The sequence below is a fragment of the Providencia huaxiensis genome (assembly GCF_002843235.3).
GTDB lineage: Bacteria > Pseudomonadota > Gammaproteobacteria > Enterobacterales > Enterobacteriaceae > Providencia > Providencia huaxiensis.
On the sequence record NZ_CP031123.2, the window covers coordinates 3,139,551 to 3,161,104 of the forward strand.

23 protein-coding genes and 1 tRNA gene are annotated in these 21,554 nt (G+C 40.3%); 12 read left to right on the forward strand and 12 right to left on the reverse strand.

Annotation, left to right across the window (positions count from 1 at the left end):
• The first annotated feature begins 213 nt into the window (after positions 1-213).
• The 3 genes from CYG50_RS16125 to CYG50_RS16135 all read left to right on the forward strand — a co-directional run bounded on the left by CYG50_RS16125 (position 214) and on the right by CYG50_RS16135 (position 4,008).
• Positions 214-1,122, forward strand: a complete 909-nt coding sequence (locus CYG50_RS16125; RefSeq protein ID WP_102138005.1) for an EamA family transporter — start codon at positions 214-216, stop codon at positions 1,120-1,122.
• A gap of 342 nt (positions 1,123-1,464) precedes the next feature.
• Positions 1,465-3,558 carry a pyruvate/proton symporter CstA gene (gene cstA / locus CYG50_RS16130; RefSeq protein WP_102138006.1) on the forward strand — a complete coding sequence of 698 codons (2,094 nt, stop codon included), beginning with the start codon at positions 1,465-1,467 and terminating at the stop codon, positions 3,556-3,558.
• Positions 3,559-3,810: 252 nt separating this feature from the next.
• Entirely contained in the window at positions 3,811-4,008 is a 198-nt protein-coding gene (locus CYG50_RS16135) for a YbdD/YjiX family protein (RefSeq protein WP_004258665.1), read from the forward strand.
• An 80-nt stretch (positions 4,009-4,088) separates the two neighbouring features.
• Here the strand turns inward: CYG50_RS16135 and efp are convergent, their stop codons facing one another.
• A complete protein-coding gene (gene efp, locus CYG50_RS16140) occupies positions 4,089-4,655 on the reverse strand; it encodes an elongation factor P (RefSeq protein ID WP_102138007.1) in 567 nt (188 codons plus the stop codon).
• A 43-nt stretch (positions 4,656-4,698) separates the two neighbouring features.
• Here efp and epmB point away from each other — a divergent pair, with 43 nt between their 5' ends.
• Entirely contained in the window at positions 4,699-5,727 is a 1,029-nt protein-coding gene (epmB, locus tag CYG50_RS16145; RefSeq protein WP_102138008.1) for an EF-P beta-lysylation protein EpmB, read from the forward strand.
• Positions 5,728-5,771: 44 nt separating this feature from the next.
• Here epmB and CYG50_RS16150 read toward each other — a convergent pair whose 3' ends face one another.
• The 5 genes from CYG50_RS16150 to CYG50_RS16170 form a co-directional block, all read right to left on the reverse strand.
• Entirely contained in the window at positions 5,772-6,116 is a 345-nt protein-coding gene (locus CYG50_RS16150; protein ID WP_004908089.1) for a DUF4156 domain-containing protein, read from the reverse strand.
• A 389-nt stretch (positions 6,117-6,505) separates the two neighbouring features.
• A complete protein-coding gene (locus CYG50_RS16155) occupies positions 6,506-6,730 on the reverse strand; it encodes a DUF2188 domain-containing protein (RefSeq protein WP_102138009.1) in 225 nt (74 codons plus the stop codon).
• Positions 6,731-6,939: 209 nt separating this feature from the next.
• The gene (gene groL, locus CYG50_RS16160; RefSeq protein ID WP_102138010.1) at positions 6,940-8,583 is read right to left on the reverse strand and encodes a chaperonin GroEL; all 1,644 of its coding nucleotides are present in this window, start codon (positions 8,581-8,583) and stop codon (positions 6,940-6,942) included.
• 51 nt (positions 8,584-8,634) lie between these two features.
• Positions 8,635-8,928 (reverse strand): co-chaperone GroES, encoded by a 294-nt coding sequence (locus CYG50_RS16165; protein ID WP_004908085.1) that lies wholly within the window; start codon positions 8,926-8,928, stop codon positions 8,635-8,637.
• Between the two features lie 162 nt (positions 8,929-9,090).
• Positions 9,091-9,606, reverse strand: coding sequence for an FxsA family protein (locus tag CYG50_RS16170; protein WP_102138011.1), 516 nt, complete (start codon positions 9,604-9,606; stop codon positions 9,091-9,093).
• Positions 9,607-10,043: 437 nt separating this feature from the next.
• On the opposite strand from CYG50_RS16170, the gene aspA reads away from it, so the two are divergent.
• The 6 genes from aspA (at position 10,044) to CYG50_RS16200 (ending at position 15,371) form a co-directional block, all read left to right on the forward strand.
• A complete protein-coding gene (gene aspA / locus CYG50_RS16175) occupies positions 10,044-11,468 on the forward strand; it encodes an aspartate ammonia-lyase (RefSeq protein WP_102138012.1) in 1,425 nt (474 codons plus the stop codon).
• A 144-nt stretch (positions 11,469-11,612) separates the two neighbouring features.
• Positions 11,613-12,935 carry an anaerobic C4-dicarboxylate transporter gene (locus CYG50_RS16180; RefSeq protein WP_102138013.1) on the forward strand — a complete coding sequence of 441 codons (1,323 nt, stop codon included), beginning with the start codon at positions 11,613-11,615 and terminating at the stop codon, positions 12,933-12,935.
• Between the two features lie 642 nt (positions 12,936-13,577).
• A complete protein-coding gene (locus tag CYG50_RS16185; RefSeq protein ID WP_102138014.1) occupies positions 13,578-13,871 on the forward strand; it encodes a helix-turn-helix domain-containing protein in 294 nt (97 codons plus the stop codon).
• A 218-nt stretch (positions 13,872-14,089) separates the two neighbouring features.
• Positions 14,090-14,662, forward strand: a complete 573-nt coding sequence (dicD, locus tag CYG50_RS16190) for a division control transcriptional repressor DicD (protein ID WP_413399158.1) — start codon at positions 14,090-14,092, stop codon at positions 14,660-14,662.
• 126 nt (positions 14,663-14,788) lie between these two features.
• Positions 14,789-14,864 (forward strand) — tRNA-Phe (locus tag CYG50_RS16195).
• A 189-nt stretch (positions 14,865-15,053) separates the two neighbouring features.
• Positions 15,054-15,371 carry an MGMT family protein gene (locus CYG50_RS16200; protein WP_102138016.1) on the forward strand — a complete coding sequence of 106 codons (318 nt, stop codon included), beginning with the start codon at positions 15,054-15,056 and terminating at the stop codon, positions 15,369-15,371.
• Positions 15,372-15,476: 105 nt separating this feature from the next.
• On the opposite strand, the gene CYG50_RS16205 is transcribed toward CYG50_RS16200, so the two are convergent.
• Positions 15,477-17,048 (reverse strand): AbgT family transporter, encoded by a 1,572-nt coding sequence (locus CYG50_RS16205; protein ID WP_102138017.1) that lies wholly within the window; start codon positions 17,046-17,048, stop codon positions 15,477-15,479.
• A gap of 457 nt (positions 17,049-17,505) precedes the next feature.
• Here CYG50_RS16205 and CYG50_RS16210 point away from each other — a divergent pair, with 457 nt between their 5' ends.
• Together CYG50_RS16210 and CYG50_RS16215 are read left to right on the forward strand one after the other, a co-directional pair.
• A complete protein-coding gene (locus CYG50_RS16210; protein WP_102138018.1) occupies positions 17,506-17,886 on the forward strand; it encodes a DnaJ family domain-containing protein in 381 nt (126 codons plus the stop codon).
• Between the two features lie 200 nt (positions 17,887-18,086).
• Positions 18,087-18,494: a DUF2628 domain-containing protein gene (locus tag CYG50_RS16215; RefSeq protein WP_102138019.1), complete on the forward strand. Its 408-nt coding sequence runs from the start codon at positions 18,087-18,089 to the stop codon at positions 18,492-18,494.
• Between the two features lie 38 nt (positions 18,495-18,532).
• On the opposite strand, the gene CYG50_RS16220 is transcribed toward CYG50_RS16215, so the two are convergent.
• The 5 genes from CYG50_RS16220 to CYG50_RS16240 form a co-directional block, all read right to left on the reverse strand.
• Positions 18,533-19,246: an AraC family transcriptional regulator gene (locus CYG50_RS16220; RefSeq protein WP_102138020.1), complete on the reverse strand. Its 714-nt coding sequence runs from the start codon at positions 19,244-19,246 to the stop codon at positions 18,533-18,535.
• A gap of 253 nt (positions 19,247-19,499) precedes the next feature.
• The gene (locus CYG50_RS16225; protein ID WP_102138021.1) at positions 19,500-19,835 is read right to left on the reverse strand and encodes a tRNA-binding protein; all 336 of its coding nucleotides are present in this window, start codon (positions 19,833-19,835) and stop codon (positions 19,500-19,502) included.
• A 191-nt stretch (positions 19,836-20,026) separates the two neighbouring features.
• The gene (locus tag CYG50_RS16230) at positions 20,027-20,353 is read right to left on the reverse strand and encodes a DMT family transporter (RefSeq protein WP_042845455.1); all 327 of its coding nucleotides are present in this window, start codon (positions 20,351-20,353) and stop codon (positions 20,027-20,029) included.
• 21 nt (positions 20,354-20,374) lie between these two features.
• Positions 20,375-20,803, reverse strand: coding sequence for a DMT family transporter (locus CYG50_RS16235; protein WP_102138022.1), 429 nt, complete (start codon positions 20,801-20,803; stop codon positions 20,375-20,377).
• A gap of 57 nt (positions 20,804-20,860) precedes the next feature.
• A complete protein-coding gene (locus tag CYG50_RS16240) occupies positions 20,861-21,553 on the reverse strand; it encodes a hypothetical protein (protein ID WP_102138023.1) in 693 nt (230 codons plus the stop codon).
• Between the last annotated feature and the right edge of the window lies 1 nt (position 21,554).

Sequence of the window (21,554 nt, forward strand, 5' to 3'; positions counted from 1 at the left end):
TCAGGTCGTCCTGAATACGTGTGATGTGAAAACACATTATAAACATTCACAGACCCAGACTCAAACAACGAAAAATAACAAATAAGTGCAAATTAACAATAATATTTAACCTTTTTATACTGTTTTTTATGATTAAGCATCATAACCATCGCACTCAAAATTATACGCAGGTAAAGTAGGTCTCTTATCTGGCAAGTTCATCGAGAAAATAGCATGAGTCTCAGAGACATCTTACTCGCCCTTTGTGTGGTAATCATTTGGGGAGTTAACTTCGTTATCATTAAACTCGGTGTGACCGCACTTCCACCGTTATTATTAGGTGCCTTACGCTTCATGTTTGTGGCCTTTCCCGCTATTTTTATTTTTAAGCGCCCTAAAATTCCATTCAAATTATTGCTTCTCTATGGGCTAACGATTAGCTTTGGCCAATTCGCCTTCTTATTTTGTGCTATTCGAGTTGGAATGCCTGCGGGTATAACCTCTGTCATATTGCAATCCCAAGCTTTCTTTACCCTATTACTTGGCGCAATGATTTTAAAAGAATCATTACAGCCAACACACTTTATTGGTATGTTTATCGCGATTGCAGGGCTAACGGTGTTAGCCAATGGTGCCACCGCCGGTGGACTAGATGATATTCCATTACTCGGGTTGGTTTTTACACTAATTGCTGGGTTATCATGGGCTTGTGGAAATATTACCAATAGAATTATTATGAAACAGGAAGGCGCTGAAAAATGCAGTGCCCTATCTTTGGTCAGTTGGAGCGCACTGATCCCAATTATCCCGTTTTTAATTAGTTCATGGATATTAGAAGGTGAAGAAGCGATTACGGAAGGGCTATCCGGTTTTAACTGGTCAGTCTTTGGTGTCATTATCTATTTAGCTTATTTATCAACATTTGTCGGCTATGGGATCTGGGGAGTATTACTTGGTCGCTATGAAGCGTGGCGAGTTGCTCCTTTTTCATTGTTGGTTCCTGTCTTTGGTTTAAGCAGTAGTGCTTTATTCCTTGGAGAGCACATAAATGGCGTACAAGTTGCTGGCCTCGTTTTAATCATGCTTGGCCTAATTACGACGCTTTTTGGCAAAAAAATGATTCAAAAATTAAGGCGAGCCTAGTTAGCCAATGAATAATCGGAAGTTTTTTACCTTCCGATTATTCCCCGAACCTTTTACCCTCGCCCTTATCAGCAAAAACACCCCAACAGTTATTAATTCCAAAATAAATAACAATTTAAGATAAAAAACCAATTAAGCCGATAGCTGCTAGTTCAAAACCAGATAAAATCCAATAAATAATCCTAAATTAGTGATATTGGCAACAATTATTAAATTTATCTCAAATTTCAATTAGGTGTCTCGTTTTAGCTACTTTTTCTTTAACTTAAGTATGGCTATATCTTTCTCAGTTTTACTTAAACAAATAACAAAAAGTAATCAACTGAACAGATGGGGATGGCTATGGGTAAACAATTAATATGGATTGTGCTCGCATTACTTGGTGCTTTTTCACTGGGTTACATCGCCTTAAATCGAGGTGAACAGATTAATGCCCTGTGGATCGTTGTTGCTGCTGTGTGTATTTATCTGATTGCATACCGATATTACGGGCTTTTTATTGCTAAAAAAGTACTCCAAGTTGATGCAACTCGTATGACACCAGCAATTCGTCATAACGATGGCTTAGATTACGTACCAACAGACAAAAAAGTATTATTTGGCCACCACTTTGCCGCCATTGCAGGAGCAGGCCCTCTTGTCGGCCCTGTGCTTGCGGCGCAAATGGGCTATTTACCTGGTATGCTTTGGCTACTTGCCGGGGTTGTCCTAGCTGGTGCCGTACAAGACTTTATGGTGCTGTTTGTTTCAACACGTCGAGACGGCCGCTCACTGGGTGAATTAGTTAAAGAAGAAATGGGCAATACCGCAGGGGTGTTGGCTTTAATCGCTTGTTTTATGATTATGGTGATCATCTTAGCGGTACTGGCCATGATTGTCGTAAAAGCCCTCACTCACAGCCCATGGGGAACTTACACCGTTGCCTTTACTATTCCATTGGCTATTTTTATGGGTATTTATACCCGCTATATACGCCCAGGACGTATTGGTGAAGTTTCTATTATAGGGCTAGTTTTCCTCGTATTTGCCATTATCTCTGGGGGTTGGGTTGCTGAAAGCGAAACTTGGGCACCTTATTTTGACTATACCGGTGTTCAACTCACTTGGATGTTAGTGGGATACGGCTTTGTTGCTGCCGTTTTACCCGTTTGGTTGCTACTTGCACCACGTGACTACCTATCAACCTTCTTAAAAATTGGGACTATTATTGGTTTAGCAATTGGTATTTTAATCCTCAATCCAAATCTACAAATGCCATCACTGACGAAATATATTGATGGTACAGGGCCTGTCTGGGCAGGGGATCTGTTCCCATTCCTATTTATCACCATTGCTTGTGGTGCAGTATCCGGTTTCCACGCACTGATTTCATCAGGCACCACACCAAAAATGTTGGCGAATGAAAACCAAGCTTGTTTTATCGGCTATGGTGGCATGCTGATGGAGTCCTTTGTGGCGATTATGGCGTTAGTTGCCGCTTGTGTGATTGACCCGGGTGTTTATTTCGCCATGAATAGCCCTATGGCGATGTTAGCGCCTGCGGGTACGCAAGATGTCGTCGCTTCAGCTGCCCAAGTCGTCAGTAGTTGGGGCTTCCAGATCACCCCTGAACAGCTCAACAGTATTGCTAATGATGTGGGTGAAACCAGTATTATTTCACGTGCCGGCGGTGCTCCAACACTGGCTGTTGGGATGGCGTATATTCTCCACGGTGCCCTTGGCGGCCTAATGAATGTTGCCTTCTGGTACCACTTCGCCATTTTATTTGAAGCATTATTTATTTTAACCGCAGTGGATGCAGGAACTCGAGCAGCACGCTTTATGCTGCAAGATTTACTGGGTGTGGTTTCTCCCTCCTTGAAACGCACCGATTCGTTACCCGCAAACTTGATAGCAACTGCCCTGTGTGTGCTAGCTTGGGGTTATTTCCTCCACCAAGGTGTTGTCGACCCGCTTGGTGGTATTAACACCTTATGGCCACTGTTTGGTATCGCGAACCAAATGTTGGCGGGTATGGCATTAATGCTGTGTGCTGTGGTACTGTTCAAAATGAAGCGCCAAAGATACGCATGGGTCGCTTTAGTCCCAACTGCATGGTTGTTAATCTGTACCATGACTGCTGGCTGGGAGAAAACCTTCAGTGAAGATGCCCGTGTTGGTTTCTTAGCTGTCGCAAATAAATTCCAAGCAATGATTGATAGCGGTAATATTCCTGTTCAATATACGGAATCTCAATTAACTCAGTTAATTTTCAATAACCGCTTAGATGCAGGATTAACTATTTTCTTTATGATTGTTGTGGTATTACTGGCTCTATTCTCCATCCGCACTGCGTTGAAGGCATTAAAATCTGACCAACCAACTGCGAATGAAGTACCCTACGAGCCAATGCCAGCCAACTATGAAGAAATCGTGGCAAATACGCGCCATCATTGATTTTCGTGGAAAAAGCTTGTCACTGTTTAGGGCATATACTCTTTCTCCAAAATAATTCACGTTGGAGCAAGGCGGCAAAGAAGATAATCCCTAGGAGCATACTCCAGTATGTGACTAGAGTTAGCGAATGAAGCCAATGCAGCAACAGCGTGAAGTATGAAGGAGAAACTAGGAGCATACATAACAGTATGTGACTTGGGTGGCCGAGAGCAGTCAACAACGCTGTAGCGCGAAGTATGTAAGGAGAAAAAAATGTTTGGAGAACTGGGAAAAGCAGCCCGCTACCTAGGCCAAGCGGCAAAAATGATGGTCGGCGTCCCCGATTACGACAACTACGTCGCTCATATGCAAAAAACACACCCTGACCAAACTCCCATGACCTATGAAGAGTTTTTCAAAGAGCGCCAAGATGCACGCTACGGTGGTAAAGGTGGGTTTAAGTGCTGTTAAGCCTTAAAAAAATAGACAAAAAAAGCCGTGGCACTCGACCACGGCTTTTTATTTCTAACGATTCAGTATAGGATCAACCGTTATTTTACACGTGAAACATACTCACCAGAACGAGTATCAACACGGATCACTTCTCCGATCTGAACAAACAGAGGAACCTTAACCACTGCGCCAGTGCTCAGTGTTGCAGGTTTACCACCTGTACCTGCGGTATCACCTTTCAGGCCAGGGTCAGTATCAGTAATTTCTAACTCAACAAAGTTAGGTGGAGTGACTGCGATAGGACGGCCGTCCCACAGTGTTAAAATACATTCTGCTTGGTCAACTAACCATTTCGCGTTATCGCCAACGGTTTTTTCGTCCGCTGCTAACTGTTCGAAAGTTTCGTTGTTCATGAAATGCCAGAACTCACCGTCGTTGTACAGGTAAGTTAAGTTCATATCCATGACATCTGCACCGTCAACAGAGTCAGTAGACTTAAATGTTTTTTCCAACAGTTTGTTAGAAATCAGTTTACGAATACGCACACGTGCGAACGCTTGACCTTTACCCGGTTTGACGAATTCACTTTCTAAAACGACACAAGGCTCGCCATCTAACATGATTTTAAGACCTGAGCGGAATTCATTGGTACTATAAGTAGCCATGGTGATCCTCTAATTTATAAACTAAAAATGGCATAGCCAAAAAATGGTCGATATTGTAACTCAAAATACCTCATCCAGAGAAGTCTGGATACAACAACTTGCAGAAGCAATCACTAATCCAGATGAATTGCTGCAAATACTTAACCTAGAAAACCACCTTTCATCGAAAGAAGGCAGTGAGGCACGCAAATTATTTCCTTTACGCGTTCCAATGCCCTTTATTTCCCGCATGAAGAAAGGCGATCCACTAGACCCTCTGTTATTGCAGGTATTAACCGCAAAAGCAGAGTTTGATATACATCCAGGTTTTTCTACTGACCCACTAGAAGAGCAGGATAATGAAATTCCAAGTTTACTGCATAAATACCACAACCGCGCATTACTGCTGGTAAAAGGTGGCTGTGCAGTCAACTGTCGCTACTGTTTTCGCCGGCATTTTCCTTATGAAGACAACAAAGGAAATAAAAATAACTGGTTGATGGCTGTGGATTATATAAAAAACCACACCGAACTCAATGAAATCATCTTCTCAGGTGGTGACCCATTAATGGCAAAAGACCATGAACTCGATTGGCTTATCAGCCAATTAGAGGCAATCCCACATATAAAGCGCCTTAGAATTCATACTCGTTTGCCTGTAGTGATACCAGAACGTATCACTGAAGCTCTCTGTAAACGCCTTGCTAGCTCAAAGTTACAAGTCATTATGGTGACGCACGTTAACCACGCTAACGAAATCGACGAGCCATTCACCGCAGCAATGCAAAAGCTAAAGTTATCAGGTGTGACATTATTAAACCAAAGCGTATTACTGCGCCAAGTTAATGACAACGTGACAGCTCTGATGAATTTAAGTAATGCTCTATTTGACGCGGGTATTTTACCTTATTACTTACATGTATTAGATAAAGTCCAAGGTGCTGCTCACTTTTTAGTGAGTGATACTGAAGCTAGACAATTAATACAGCAATTATTAAGTAAGGTCTCAGGGTACCTTGTGCCTAAGCTCGCTCGGGAAATTGGAGGAGAGCCAAGTAAAACGCTGCTTGACCTGAACTTAAGGCAGAACTAGAAAGCAAAACGCCCAAATAACCATTTGGGCGCTATGAATTCATTTTAGGGGCACTTATAAACTTGGCCAACCATTTTGCTATCTAATGGGATGAAGCTAGATAACACGGTTTCACTTGGGCTTGATGCACCAAAAATCACGTTACCGCCCATTGCTGCGGCTTTATTACGTAAATCATTTGCTGCGCTGCGCATTGAGCTAGATTCATTATTTACTCCACTCAACCAGTTGCTTTGAGTCCCTGCAACCTGACCGAGAAGTTGGCAATCACTTCCAGGTTGATTCTCAACAAAACGAACTTGTGAGCCTGCCGCAGTCAAATTAGTTGTTGTTGAACAACCAGCTAAAAGCAATAATGCAGCAGCACCAAGCAAGACTTTAATTCGCATGTTTTCCCTCATTTTTCATTGTGTTTTTGCAGCTGGCTTGAAAATCGCTTTAGTTCCAATAGCCTATTGATTGAAATACCTAGGAGGTGATTAACATGCAGCACCATCATTGCCGCAAACCACCAGCCGAATAGAGTCTATCACAAATTAACCAAAAACCTGCTCTATTCTTTGCGAATTCAAACCATTTACCTTACGTTAAATATAACCCGCGAAGCAACGTTGACGCAAAAATAAATCGTATAACGCATTAATTGTACATCGTTTCGAGGAAATACATTCATCAATAATTAATAGTTATATATTTATTAAAAACCAATAAAAAACCGGCACCGCTAGGAACACTAACGATACCGGTCTTATATTACTCATTCAAGAAGTTATATGACCTAACCTTTAGGCGGGAATGGATCATTACCATAAGAATCTTTGTCTCTAATTCGTCCATCCCTACCATGTATAACTACTTCACTTTTTTGATTCTTTGCTATTTCACGAGCTGCAAGCCTTGCATCTTCTTGTGTTCGATGAACAGATGTGTCTCTAGAATTATTTTCTCCGCGGACAGCCCAACCCTCAGGACGCTTTACTACATGTTGATTTTTTCCAGCCATGAGTTAATTCCTATCAGTGAACGTGAAATACATATTATCACACCAAAAATAAACCACAACATATAGATGAACTGACAAAAAAAAACACAACATATAGTCACCCATAAATAATAAAAAACCGGCACCGCTAGGAACACTAACGATACCGGTCTTATGGTGAGTAGTCCTAACTGGGTTAGTAACTACTTGAGCTTGATGTCGCCAAAGGCTTACATCATACCGCCCATTCCACCCATGCCGCCCATACCAGCGCCACCTAAGTCAGGTGCATCTGATTTTGGCATTTCAGTGATCATCGCTTCAGTGGTGATCATCAGACCCGCGATAGACGCTGCAAATTGCAGAGCAGAACGCGTTACTTTAGTTGGGTCTAAGATACCCATGTCGATCATGTCGCCATAAGCATCAGTTGCTGCGTTGTAACCTTCGTTACCTTTAGCTGCTTTCACGTTGTTAACAACAACTGAAGCTTCTTCACCTGCGTTGGTAACGATTTGGCGCATAGGCGCTTCCATCGCACGTAGAGCAACACGAATACCAACAGTTTGCTCTTCGTTATCACCTTTCATGCCTTCCAGTTTCGCTGCAACGCGAACCAGTGCAGTACCACCACCAGCAACAACGCCTTCTTCAACAGCTGCGCGAGTTGCATGCAGAGCATCGTCAACACGAGCACGTTTTTCTTTCATTTCAACTTCAGTTGCTGCGCCCACTTTAATTACCGCAACACCACCAGCTAATTTAGCAACGCGCTCTTGCAGTTTTTCACGGTCGTAGTCTGAAGAAGACTCTTCGATTTGTTGACGAATTTGTGCAACACGGCCTGCGATCGCAGATTCTTCACCCACACCATCAATGATAGTGGTAGTGTCTTTGTTGATAACGATACGTTTTGCTTGACCTAAATCTTCTAATGTCGCTTTTTCTAACTCCATACCGATCTCTTCAGAGATAACAGTACCGTTAGTCAGAATTGCGATATCTTGCAGCATTGCTTTACGGCGGTCACCGAAGCCCGGTGCTTTAACCGCGGCAACTTTAACAATACCACGCATGGTGTTAACAACCAGAGTTGCCAGTGCTTCACCTTCAACATCTTCAGCGATGATTAACAGTGGTTTGCTTGCTTTAGCAACGCCTTCTAATACTGGCAGTAATTCACGGATGTTAGAGACTTTTTTATCAACTAACAGAATGAATGGGTTTTCTAACTCAACAGCACCTGTTTCTGGTTTGTTGATGAAGTAAGGAGACAGGTAACCGCGGTCAAATTGCATACCTTCAACCACATCCAGCTCATCTTCCAGACCAGTACCTTCTTCAACCGTGATAACGCCTTCTTTACCGACTTTATCCATAGCTTCTGCAATTAATTTACCCACGGTTTCGTCGGAGTTTGCAGAAATAGTACCAACCTGTGCGATTGATTTAGTGTCTGAACAAGGAACAGACAGGGCTTTCAGCTCTTCAACTGCAGCAACGACGGCTTTGTCGATACCACGTTTCAGGTCCATTGGGTTCATACCCGCAGCAACCGCTTTTAAGCCTTCAGTAATGATAGCTTGAGCCAATACAGTTGCAGTTGTTGTACCGTCACCCGCAGCGTCGTTAGCTTTAGAAGCAACTTCTTTCACCATTTGAGCGCCCATGTTTTCGAATTTGTCTTCTAATTCGATTTCACGTGCAACTGAAACACCATCTTTGGTGATAACTGGTGAACCAAAAGATTTATCTAAAACTACGTTACGGCCTTTAGGACCTAAAGTCACTTTTACTGCGTCTGCCAGAACATTCACACCACGAAGCATTTTCGTACGTGCATCACTACCAAATTTAACGTCTTTAGCTGCCATTATCTCTTTCCTTCAAATTCTTTTCGTTCGTTGAGAAGTTTTAAGTGAAAATTACGCTTCAACAATTGCCAGGATGTCACTTTCGGACATAATCAGGACTTCTTCATTGTCGATTTTTTCAGCTTTCACGCCATAACCATCGTTAAAGATTACGATATCACCAACTTTCACATCCAGTGCTTTGATTTCACCATTTTCGAGGATGCGGCCGTTGCCGACAGCAAGAACTTCACCACGAGTTGATTTGCTTGCAGCAGTCCCCGTTAGAACGATCCCGCCTGCAGATTTTGATTCAACTTCTTTACGTTTAACGATAACACGGTCATGCAATGGACGAATTTTCATTAATAGTTCTCCTATAAATAAAGTCCATACTAGGTAAAAGGACGATACCAGCATGTCTTAAATAAACTAGTACCATGTTTGAGCAGATTGGGGCGAAGAAGAGGGACTTCAAGGGGGGAGATAAAAAATTTTTCATTTTTATCTCCCCACAAACAGGATGGTTTATGACTTAGGGCGATCGTCTTTATCTGATAAATCTGTTTTATCTGAGTTATCAATTGTAAAAGAAGGATCATCTTGCTTACGTTGGAATTCCCCCTCAAAAATATCGCCACGTTGATGGCCGCTATTTCCCGTTTGATTGAAACCAGAACCCGGCTGGTAGAAACGAATATGAGGAATTAAGCGCATTACAATAAGCTTTTGAATGGGTGGCAACAATAACAGTAAGCCAATGAAATCCGTAAAAAAGCCAGGCACAATCAACAAGAAACCCGCTAAAACCAATGCAACGCTCTTGATCATTTCAGCTGCTGGGCTTTCACCCGACGCTAACTTTTGTTGGATTTGCAGTACATTTTTCATGCCTTGATTTTTAACGAGTGACACACCTAAGCACGATGTTAAAACAACTAAAATCAAAGTCATTAAAACACCCACTTCGGATGCAACCCGCACAAAAATGACGGATTCAATGTAAACGAGAATACATATCAGAATGAGTGGTAACCAGCGCACAAGTTCTCCTTTATTTCAATAAGCTATCGACTATTTTACGCCCCTAGGGAAACCTTTGTGAACTGCATCTAAGAGACAACTATCAATATTCGCTTTTTTCTTTAGTATAGCCATAATAATTGGGGCAGATATAACGCTTTTCAACTCACAGATTTTTTTCATTAATGATACTTATCTGTGATGAATATCACACAACGTGAAATCTGTTGCATAAATCAAACTATATAGTGATCTAGGTTCAAGGCAACACATGATTAAAAGCATATCATCTACCCATAAATCAGTAGATCATAATGCTGATAACGTAGTAGATGGTGTTAATTGCTTGTAAAGTTTTACTTTGCAATATTAATCACCTGTAAATTTTGTTTTACGAAGTATCGATTTTTAAAAGCGCATAAACGGACAGTAACTGTAATCTAATTAAGAAGGTTCTCATGTCAAACAATACTCGTATCGAAGAAGACCTGTTAGGTAAAAAAGAAGTTCCAGCTGATGCCTATTATGGTGTTCATACTCTGCGTGCGATTGAAAACTTTTATATCAGCGACCGCACTATTAACGATGTCCCAGAATTTATTCGCGGCATGGTTATGGTTAAAAAAGCGGCGGCTTTAGCCAATAAAGAACAACACACTATTCCACGTAATATCGCGGACACCATCATCAAAGCGTGTGACGTTGTTCTAAATGAAGGCAAATGCATGGACCAGTTCCCTGTTGATGTATTCCAAGGTGGTGCGGGCACATCACTGAATATGAATACCAACGAGGTTCTTGCAAACATCGGTCTTGAACTGATGGGTCATAAGAAAGGTGAATATGAATTCTTAAACCCTAATGACCACCTAAACAAAAGCCAATCCACTAACGATGCATACCCTACAGGGTTCCGTATCGCAGTGTATAATTCTATATTGAAGTTAATTGAATCTGTTGAATACCTGAAAAAAGGCTTTGAAGCTAAAGCTGAAGAATACAAAGACATTCTGAAAATGGGTCGTACCCAGTTACAGGATGCCGTTCCAATGACCGTCGGCCAAGAATTCCATGCTTTCGCGACTCTCTTAAAAGAAGAAGAGAAAAACTTAAAACGCAGCATCGAATTACTGCTCGAAGTTAACTTAGGCGCAACTGCTATCGGTACTGGCCTGAATACTGCGCCTGGCTACTCAGAGCTTGCAGTTAAAAAATTAGCCGAAGTGACTGGTTTACCATGCATTCCTGCTGAAGACTTAATCGAAGCAACCTCTGACTGTGGTGCTTACATCACTGTTCATGCTGGCTTAAAACGTCTGGCAATGAAACTGTCTAAAATTTGTAACGACTTACGTCTGTTATCTTCCGGTCCTCGTGCAGGTCTGAAAGAAATTAATTTACCTGAGTTACAAGCTGGTTCTTCTATCATGCCAGCAAAAGTTAACCCTGTAATTCCTGAAGTTGTTAACCAAGCTTGTTTCAAAGTTATTGGTAACGATATCTGCGTAACAATGGCAGCTGAAGCGGGCCAATTACAATTAAACGTAATGGAACCAGCGATTGGCCAAGCGATGTTCGAGTCTATCTCTCTAATGAGCAACGCATGTCGTAATCTGCAAGAAAAATGCATTAGCGGCATTACAGTAAACAAAGAAATCTGTGAAGCGTTTGTATTTAACTCCATCGGTATCGTCACTTATCTGAACCCATTCATTGGTCACCACAATGGTGATATCGTGGGTAAAATCTGTGCTGAAACCGGTAAGAGTGTACGCGAAGTTGTTCTTGAACGCGGTTTACTGACTGAAGCTGAACTGGATGATATTTTCTCTGTTGAGAACTTAAAACACCCAGCTTATAAAGCAAAACGCTTTGATGACTAAAGTTTTATGTTTATCATAAATAACACTTAAAAATAAAGGCACGCCTCTCAATAGAAAGCGTGCCTTTTTTGATTGATACACACACAAATAATTAACATAACAGTTTCATAATTTTAATTTTCATTTTGTCGAGGAGTAAACACTATGTTAGCCGTAGAATTTATTATTGTTCTGCTGGCCATCTTTTTGGGGGCCCGTTTAGGTGGGATAGGTATCGGCTTTGCCGGTGGCCTTGGGGTACTGGTACTCGCTGCTATTGGCGTAAAACCAGGAACCATTCCATTTGACGTTATCTCAATCATCATGGCTGTTATTGCCGCAATCTCTGCAATGCAAATTGCAGGGGGTCTGGACTATTTAGTTGCCCAAACTGAGAAATTACTGCGTCGTAATCCTAAGTACATTACCATTCTTGCACCTATTGTTACCTACTTCCTGACACTTTTCGCAGGGACAGGTAATATTTCTTTAGCAACGCTGCCTGTTATTGCAGAAGTTGCAAAAGAGCAAGGTGTAAAACCGTGCCGTCCATTATCCACTGCGGTTGTCGCTGCACAAATAGGTATCACAGCATCACCAATTTCAGCGGCAGTGGTTTATATGGCGTCAGTCATGGAAAACCCAGCAATGGTGGGTGCAGGTAATACCGTCAGCTATATCACACTTCTTAGTGTTCTATTGCCTGCGACATTCCTTGCAATTATTTTGATGTCATTCATTATCTCTTGGACATTCAACTCTAAGCTATCTGATGACCCTATTTACCAAAAACGTTTAGCTGAAGGCTTAGTTGAACTGCGTGGTAGCCAAGTAAAAGAAATCAAAGCGGGTGCTAAATCCTCTGTATTGTTATTCTTACTCGGCGTTATCGGCGTTGTTTGCTATGCCATCATTAATAGCCCAAGCTTAGGGATTGTTGAAACACCATTAATGAACACCACAAATGCAATTTTGATTATCATGCTAACTGTGGCGACATTAATTACTATTCTTTGCCGTGTTAATACTGATGCTATCTTAAACTCAAGTACCTTTAAAGCAGGTATGAGCGCATGTATTTGTATTTTAGGTGTTGCTTGGTTAGGCGATACTTTCGTACAGCACAACATTGACTGGATCAAAGAAACTGCCGGTGATTTAATCCATGAACACTCTTGGATGCTAGCGGTTATTTTCTTCTTCTGCTCTGCGTTACTATACTCACAAGCCGCTACAGCAAAAGCATTGATGCCAATGGCATTAGCGCTGAATGTTAGCCCATTAACAGCTATCGCATCATTCTCTGCGGTTTCTGGCCTATTTATTCTGCCAACTTACCCAACGCTGGTTGCAGCAGTACAAATGGATGACACCGGTACTACACGCATTGGTAAATTTGTCTTTAACCACCCATTCTTTATTCCGGGTACCATTGCCGTGGCATTAGCTGTTTCATTCGGCTTCTTATTTGGCGGTATGATCATATAGCTTATATGAGTACCACGTAATCTTATACCGACCCGTGCAAATCGCACGGGTTTTCTATATCTGCATCTACGTAAAATATATTACTTTGGTCGCCCCATATAAAGTCACTCACGTAATTATAAAATAATAATAACCATTTAAAAAAATTTTAAGCCATGCCTTAGTAATATATATTTCACTCGATTATGAATAATTAAGATAAAATCAAAAATAAACATTTTTCCAATAATATATGTATATTAATACTCTACATATAAGTGTAACAAACAATGACTATAAGCAGGTGATGATAGGTAATCCCATTCATTTTTCAGAAATCATAAGCTCAAATATAATTCCAAAAAACAAGTTAATATAAACTATTTTCAGAATAAAAAACCATAAAAAAAACACTCAAAGGTGATAGTTTTAAATTCACTTTCCTGAAACACGAATTCAAGGTAATAGGGATAGAAATTATCTATCAAAAATTTAAAATCAATCTGCCATAAATATTGGTAATAATTAACTCAGCCTTGTTTAATAATAACTGGAAAGTCTGATTATAATCATTTAATCACTCAGATTGACACCAATTAAACAATAAGGATTTTTGGTAGCAATATACTTTATTCTAACAAGATTTATATACTTGGAGGAGGCATGCTAAATACTCAACGAAATGAAAATACAAATGTAACCGTTTATATTGGAACCTTTTTAAAACACCGCAGAAAAGTGGTTGGCTTGACTGGCGCACAATTAGCTTCTCGGCTAAAAATCAGCCAACAACAAGTTTCTCGTTATGAAAGAGGTAAAAACGCCATTACGATCCAAGGTCTTTTGGATATTTTACAAGCTCTCGAATTACGAAAACATGACATCGATGACTTTATGGAGAAAGTCTTTCAGTTTTATTATATCGATGCTGCGTTGGAAGCTAAATTGATCAATTAAAGTCTGATATAAACCCACAAGTTCGTTCCAGGGGGGTTCTTCCCCCTCCTGTTCGCTTTAAACTCCCCACTTTTAAATACCCACTCAATTTCCTATTTGATTTTGTTCCCCTTCGAAAACGACGACTCATAATAGCACTGCAAATCGCTATAATTCACAATTGAACATTGTTATGATGGAGAAAAATCAGACATATTGTGATGGAGTTAACAATGCCTATCCAACGCGAAACTATTTTGAGCCATGCCTTAAATCAATTGGAAATCCAAGGCTTATCCGCATCTACAGAAAATTTACTCAGTGAAATTGAATCTGATTTCTCAACTATTCGGCAATTCTGGCCAGACGATGAAGCACTTGTTTATGATTGCTTGCGTTATCATAGCCAGCAAATTGAAGTATGGCAGCGCCAAACCTTGCTAGATGAGTCTCTAAGCCCGCAGCAAAAATTAATGGCTCGCTACCAACAATTATCTGAAAAAGTCAGCCAAGGGCGTTTTCCTGGATGTTTATTCATTTCTGCCTGTAATTATTACCCAGATGCCGAGCACCCTATCCACCAATTAAGCCGCTTACAAAAAGACAATTCATTTCACTTCACTAAGAACCTATTAGATGAACTAGATATTGAAGACTCTGCATTGGTTGCTAACCAAATGGAATTAGTGCTTGAGGGTTGTTTAAACCGCTTATTAGTACAAAGGGATATTCAAGATGTGGAGATTGCACAACACCTTTCAGAGGATATTCTCACAATCGCACTGTGCCGTAAAAAAGGGGCGTTAAGTTAAAAAAGCAATTAACGCATACTAAACACACACCTTTTGCTGAAAAAGAAAACACTCAGTAAAAAAAAGTGTTTTTTTATTAAAAATGCATTGACGCAAACGGCTGAATACGGTTTAATGCGCCCCGTTGCCCGGATAGCTCAGTCGGTAGAGCAGGGGATTGAAAATCCCCGTGTCCTTGGTTCGATTCCGAGTCCGGGCACCACTTATTTAAAGAACCCGCCCAAAAGGCGGGTTTTTGCTTTGCATCTCCCGATAAAATCATATCTCATTGATATTCATTAAGTTCTATAATCACTTGCGCTCTAAATAAGCTTAGAACAAAATAATGTTTTATATCACCTACGCCTTATAATAAGGCCGACACACACTCATCGTAATTAGGGCTGTGACCATGAACAGTGCGCCATCTTTTCGAGATATCATTTATAGCCTCATAGGGAGCATCCCTAGCGGAAGAGTCACCACTTATGGAACACTCGCCAAAATGGCCGGTTACCCTGCTCATGTACGCCAAGTTTGCCAAGCGATACGGACTATCCCAGCAGGCAGTTCCCTACCCTGCCACCGCGTTATTAATGGTCAGGGGAAGTTATCCGTCACGGGGGAATGCTATCTACGCCATAAACAAGCACTTGTAGATGAAGGGATTATCTTTAGCGTGAATGATAAGGTAAAACTAAAAGACTATTTGTGGGAAGGGCTTGATTAAAGCAAAAAAATCACACTTATCAATGAGTTAGCGTCACCCTCATTAATACTGAGATAAACTCAAAGATATAGCCCTCTTTGAGACGGGCTATACCACGTACAATGATTAGCTTCCTGGCGTGAAATATATCGGAGAGCCTGGGCCCACAGGGATACCCAATACAAATACCCACACTATAAAGAACAACGACCAGCCAATGAAGAAAATGATGGAATATGGCAGCATCATTGAAACCAATGTCCCTATTCCTGCATCTTTTTTATATTTAACCACTATCGCCATAATCAACCCAAAATAGCTCATCATCGGAGTGATAATATTGGTTACCGAATCCCCAATACGATAAGCTGCTTGAATAGTTTCAGGCGCATAACCGGCCAACATCAACATTGGAACGAAAATAGGCGCGGTGACAGCCCACTGAGCTGATGCAGAGCCAATCATTAAATTAATAAATGCACAAATAAGAATAAAGCCAATAAATAGCACGCCACCGTGGAGATCAATACTATTTAAAAAGTTGGCGCCTTTAACCGCAATAACTTGCCCGATATTTGTCCAACCAAAGAAAGCAACAAATTGTGCGGCAAAGAAAATGATAACCAGATATAAGCCAAGAGTACTCATTGCCCCTGCCATTGCGTCAACAATGTCTTTATCAGAGCGCATAGTTTTAGCAATATAGCCATACACAATACCCGGGACGGCAAAGAACACAAAAATGAACACCACGATGCCTTTTAGGAAAGGCGAGTTGCTGACTAACCCAGTATCTTGGTTACGTAATATTCCATTTTCGGGTACCACCATTAACGCCAAAATCGCGGCTAATCCCCAAAATGTTACCGATGCCCAAAATAACGCTTTTTTCTCTAGCGGGGTGACATTTGCTGAGGCGTAGAGACTATTTTCATCTTCGTCGACTGCCCCTCCTGTGTATGGGCCCAGCTGTGGCTCAACAATTTTTTCTGTGATCAAGTAACCTAAAATAGTGATCAAAAACGTACTCGCAAACATAAAATACCAGTTCGCTTCCGCTCCCACGATATAAGTCGGGTCAATGATTTGCGCAGCCTGCTGGGTGATACCAGACAGTAATGGGTCAACCGTACCTAATAATAAGTTTGCTGAATAACCGCCTGAAACCCCTGCAAATGCAGCGGCAAGGCCAGCTAAAGGATGACGTCCTAATGAATGGAAAATGATAGCGGCTAACGGAATAAGTACCACATAACCCAATTCTGCCGCGGTGTTTGACATGATGCCTGCAAACACGATCGCCATTGTCGTTAATTTACGTGGGGCTTTGGTTACAACCAAACGCATGGCAGCAGAAAGCAAACCTGCTCGTTCTGCAATTCCAACCCCTAATAATGCAACTAATACCGTCCCTAATGGTGCGAAACCGGTGAAGTTAGTGACGACGTTAGCAATAATTTTTCGGATCCCTTCGGCATCCAATAAGCTAACGATATGAATAATACCGTCTTCTGCACGCCCTTTTGCCCCTTCTGGGCGAGGGTCTGGCACGCTGACACCGAAATACTGACCTATTGCTGAAGAAACTAATAAAATTGCAATTAAAATAATAAATAAGATGACGGGATGTGGTAGTGCATTACCTAGCCACTCAACCGTTCGCAAAAAACGGCTTCCCTCTTGCTTCTTTTGTTCCATATTTTCTCCTTATAAACAAGAAAAACGGACATTACACAATGTTTTTGCTTTTTGCTATTTACAAATAGATAATTTTAAATAAACAAAATTCATACAAATCAGATATAAAGTTCAACATAATTAAGAATGATTTATTTCAATTAGTCGTTAATATTTATAATTTATATAAAGTTGATAGTTAAAACTAAAATAAACAAGATAAATTAATTTCTATAAGTGTGGTCAACATAACAATTTTCATATTATCCTTAGCTTTTTTCCGCCATTTATCACTAATTAAATACCATTTTTTAGCAGTTTTATTTTATAAAAATAGCCAACCCCTTATTTATCAATACTCGATAAAACCTTGCCAATAACTCGGAATAACAAGCGCAATAAAAAATAATCTACCAGGTTCCTTTATATTGATATAGGGGGCTATAATAGTAAAAAATCAACTCATGGAGTCGCTATCATGTCAGTTATTGATCTTTGGGCAGAACGCCATATTCAAGAGGCGCTGAATAAAGGGGAGCTTTCAAATTTAAATGGTGAAGGGAAAGCTTTACAGCTTGAAGACGACAGTTTAGTTCCACCAGCGCTAAGGGCTGGATATCGCATATTAAAAAACTCAGGTTATTTACCTGTAGAATTACAACAAAGGAAAGATGCTCTAACGCTAAGCCATATGCTACAAGGTCTCTCTGTGGACGACCCCAATTATACGTCGATGAGTAAGCAATTAGCTTTACTCGAACTAAAACTCAAGCAAGCCAATGTAAATACTGATTTTTTACATGGCAACTATGCAAATTCAATTTCTGAACAAATAACCAATAAGTCAAATACCAAATAATGTAGGCAAGCCTTCCAATAAATTAACCCATCATCTATTTGCTATTTATCTTAATCATTTTCCCTTTATTTATCTTTGATTGGCTCATTATTAAAAACATCCCTCAATAGTCACATTAAGACTATTTACCTCTTTTTTATGCGGTTATCCAAGTATTATCAATCCCGATTTTATACTTATTAATAAGCAAGGGATGGAAAATGGAACAGAAGCAATATTCTAATAAATGGCAAAAACGTTTCGATTTCTTTGATAAGCATGGTGCTCCTGATACGCCTGAATTCAAAGCAGCGTTAAAAGCCGCCTCTTTCGGTGAGCGTATTCTCATTAATATGAACATTTTTGCCTTTTTCTTCGGTATTATTTATTTCCTCATTTTAGGGCTTTGGAAGAAAGGGTTAGTGATGCTTGGTATCACTCTTGGGGTTGCTCTCGTTTTGAATATTATTGATTTTATGATTGGCGGAACAATTCCTAACGCCGTCTTTACTGGGGTATCTGTCGGTATGTCAGCGCTGTGGGCCATGGTTGCCAACTATGCTTACTATATTAAAGAAACCAAAGGATTGGATAACTGGAACCCATTTGAAGGGATCCGCATGCTGTAGATAGCAAATATTGTAAAGATTGGTGGCTAGCAAAGCTGCTAATTTTTACAAGGTACTAAGTTAATGCCCTGAATTCGATATTCATTTGGTGTTCTGCCATAAAATCGACGAAAAGCTTGGCTAAATGCCGAATGAGATTCATAACCGACAGATAATGCAATTTGTTCTATTGAGGTATTGGTTAGTAATAAGCTTCCTGCAATTTCCATTCGTTTTTGTAATAGAAATTGCATCGCTGTTAATTGTGTTTCTGCTTTTATTCGTCGTTGCAATGTACTCACTGACATACAAAAAGCAGTTGCCATATCTTCACAACTAATAGGATGGTGTAGGCGCAGTTCTACCCATTGAGAAAGCTCATCAATCCATTTATTTTCAGATTTTAACTGGGCCAATAATAGACGGGCAACCGTAAAATTATGTTCGGGAGCTTGTGGGAAGTTTCGCAACCAATTCAAAAGGCCAATTGCGGCAGGCGTCAGAGTAAACTCCGTCATTTTTTCACTCAATGCCCATTGTGCTGTGGCAGGCATTTCTAATACATAATTTTGATTTCCTAGCTGCCCGCTAAATGCATGGCTCACACAAGGCGGGATCACAACCCCCTTTCCTGCATTTAATAGATAATGTTGCCGGTACATATTGATTTCCATCTGCCCAGATAACGACAACACAACTTGCCACTGCCCATCATGTTGATGAGAAATGACTTCGTCTGAATATTGGCGAAAATGAAGTTCAGGCAATCGCAAAGGGTCACACTCCTACTGATACAGATAATAGCAGTATAACCTTTTTACTAATAAATGGCAGTGATGCCAATGTGCCACCTATTGAGGAAAGTGAGTGCAACAAAAACGTTAAATGCTCTAAATAATTCGTGTTATCGCTAGGCAGCAAGCAAAGTAAGCCCTAGGGGCATACAAAAGTATGTGACTGAGCGAGTGAGTGAAGCCAACAACGCAATAACACTAAGTATGACGAGTATTAGAAGTATAACGAGCATTATGCTAATAAAGCACCATTTGGCAAAGGCAGGTTAAATTCAGCAAGGACAATCGCCCCCGTTTCGTCAGGCGCCCCCGTGATCAACACTTCAGATTTAATGCCTGCTATACGCTTTACTTCAAAATTACACACGCACAGTACTCGCTTACCAATCAAGTCTTCAGGCGTATAATTGACGGTGATCTGTGCACTTGAGCGCTTAATGCCCAATTCACCGAGGTCAACCTCCATTATATAAGCGGGCTTTTTAGCTTTAATATTAACTTCTGCACTAACAATAGTCCCAACACGCATTTCAACACGGGTAAAATCATCCCATTCAATTATGTTCATTCATTTTTCCTAATTAGATTATTTATAGAACGTAAATTAACATAGGATAGATCCTTTCTTTTATCGCCAAACCATCACTTTGTATCGTGAAACAGTCATACTATCGTATGATAAAAAAATAGCCCTCACGAAAATACATTGAGGGCCAAATAATGAACGAAAGAAAGATGCAACAATGGTCTAAAAATTAATTACATAGTCGAGAATGTATTCATAATAATCCCACCACTAATGATGAGCCCCATCGCGAATACCGCTGGAAAATCGGGTTTTTGTTTATATAAAACCATAGAAACGAGTGTCACACCGACAATACCAAACCCACACCACAGTGAATAAGCGACACCAACTGGGATATAGCCCATTGCACGAGTTAAAGCGAAATAACACAGGCAATAAGCAATAATAACTAATACGGATGGACCCAACTTGCTAAAACTATTGGTCTTTTTAATCATTGAGGTGCCCGTTATTTCAGAGCCAATAGAAAGTGCTAACCATAGAAATCCAGTAAACATAATATTCCCCTTAGCTTTAAATTAATGAGCTGTGTTATTTTTTGCGGATAATAATGAAGACTCTGTTTCATCTTTAGGTGGCTCATTTTCTTCTGGATCATCTGAGCCCATTTTGGAGAATAGATTCATGATCACAATACCACTTGCGATCACCGCCATGCCAATCATGGCTGCGGTATCAGGATGTTGCCCATAAAATAGCATACCAAGGGTTGAAACCATTAGGATCCCAGTACCTGACCATGTTGCATAAGCTAAGCCAACAGGAATATATTTTACCGCGCGGGAAAGTGAGTAATAACAAATAACATATAATACAACGATTAATGCCAATAATAATGATTTGGTCATACCTTCGCTATTATCAAACATTTTTAAGGTCGATGTTGCTGAGGTTTCAGAAATAATAACCGCCAGCATCCAAAGCCATGACTTTGCTTTAGGGGACATAGATAATACTCCTACGATAAATAGAATGATTAAAATTAATTTTTTAATTTAATAACTTTATTTTTTAAGTGACTTTAAATAATCGATTGCTGAATCCGTTAATTTATTTTCATTCGCACAATACCCCCTAGGGTTATTCATTACTTCCTTTAAAGTAATATAGCGATTTGGATGTTCATTATTTATTTCAGGTTTTAATTCCTCAGTAATTTCATTGACTATAAATTTTTTTTCTACTTCGTTTAACGAGCCAAAATGAATTCCTAAATTAATAGCCTTACTGATATTTTCTTTAATCAGACGATTATAATTTTCGTTTTTATTTAAACCTAAAACCTGACTTAACTCACTTTCAGGGCAACAATGATATTTCAGTGCCAATATCGACATGTTTTGTGATAAGGCATGTAGGGCTAGCTCACTTTCCTCACTCACAAACAAACCATTGGCTATCTCACCAACCACTTTTGCATCAATAAACGGTAAAAACAGGCTGTCATAATGACTTAACCTACTTATTGATAAGGTACTTTTATTTACAACACTTCCCAATTCAGCCCATTTTTCAACATCAGCGGACTGAAGCATGGATGCGGTGGCATAAAAGGAAAAAGAAACAGAATCTAGCTGTGCCAGTCTTTGGTAAATCGCTTGCTGATACCCCTCAACAGGCGATAGCACAACCAGAACTTGTCGCTTCAACTGACGTAAAACTTGTTGCACAATTCGCTCGATCCGTTTTTCGTTCATT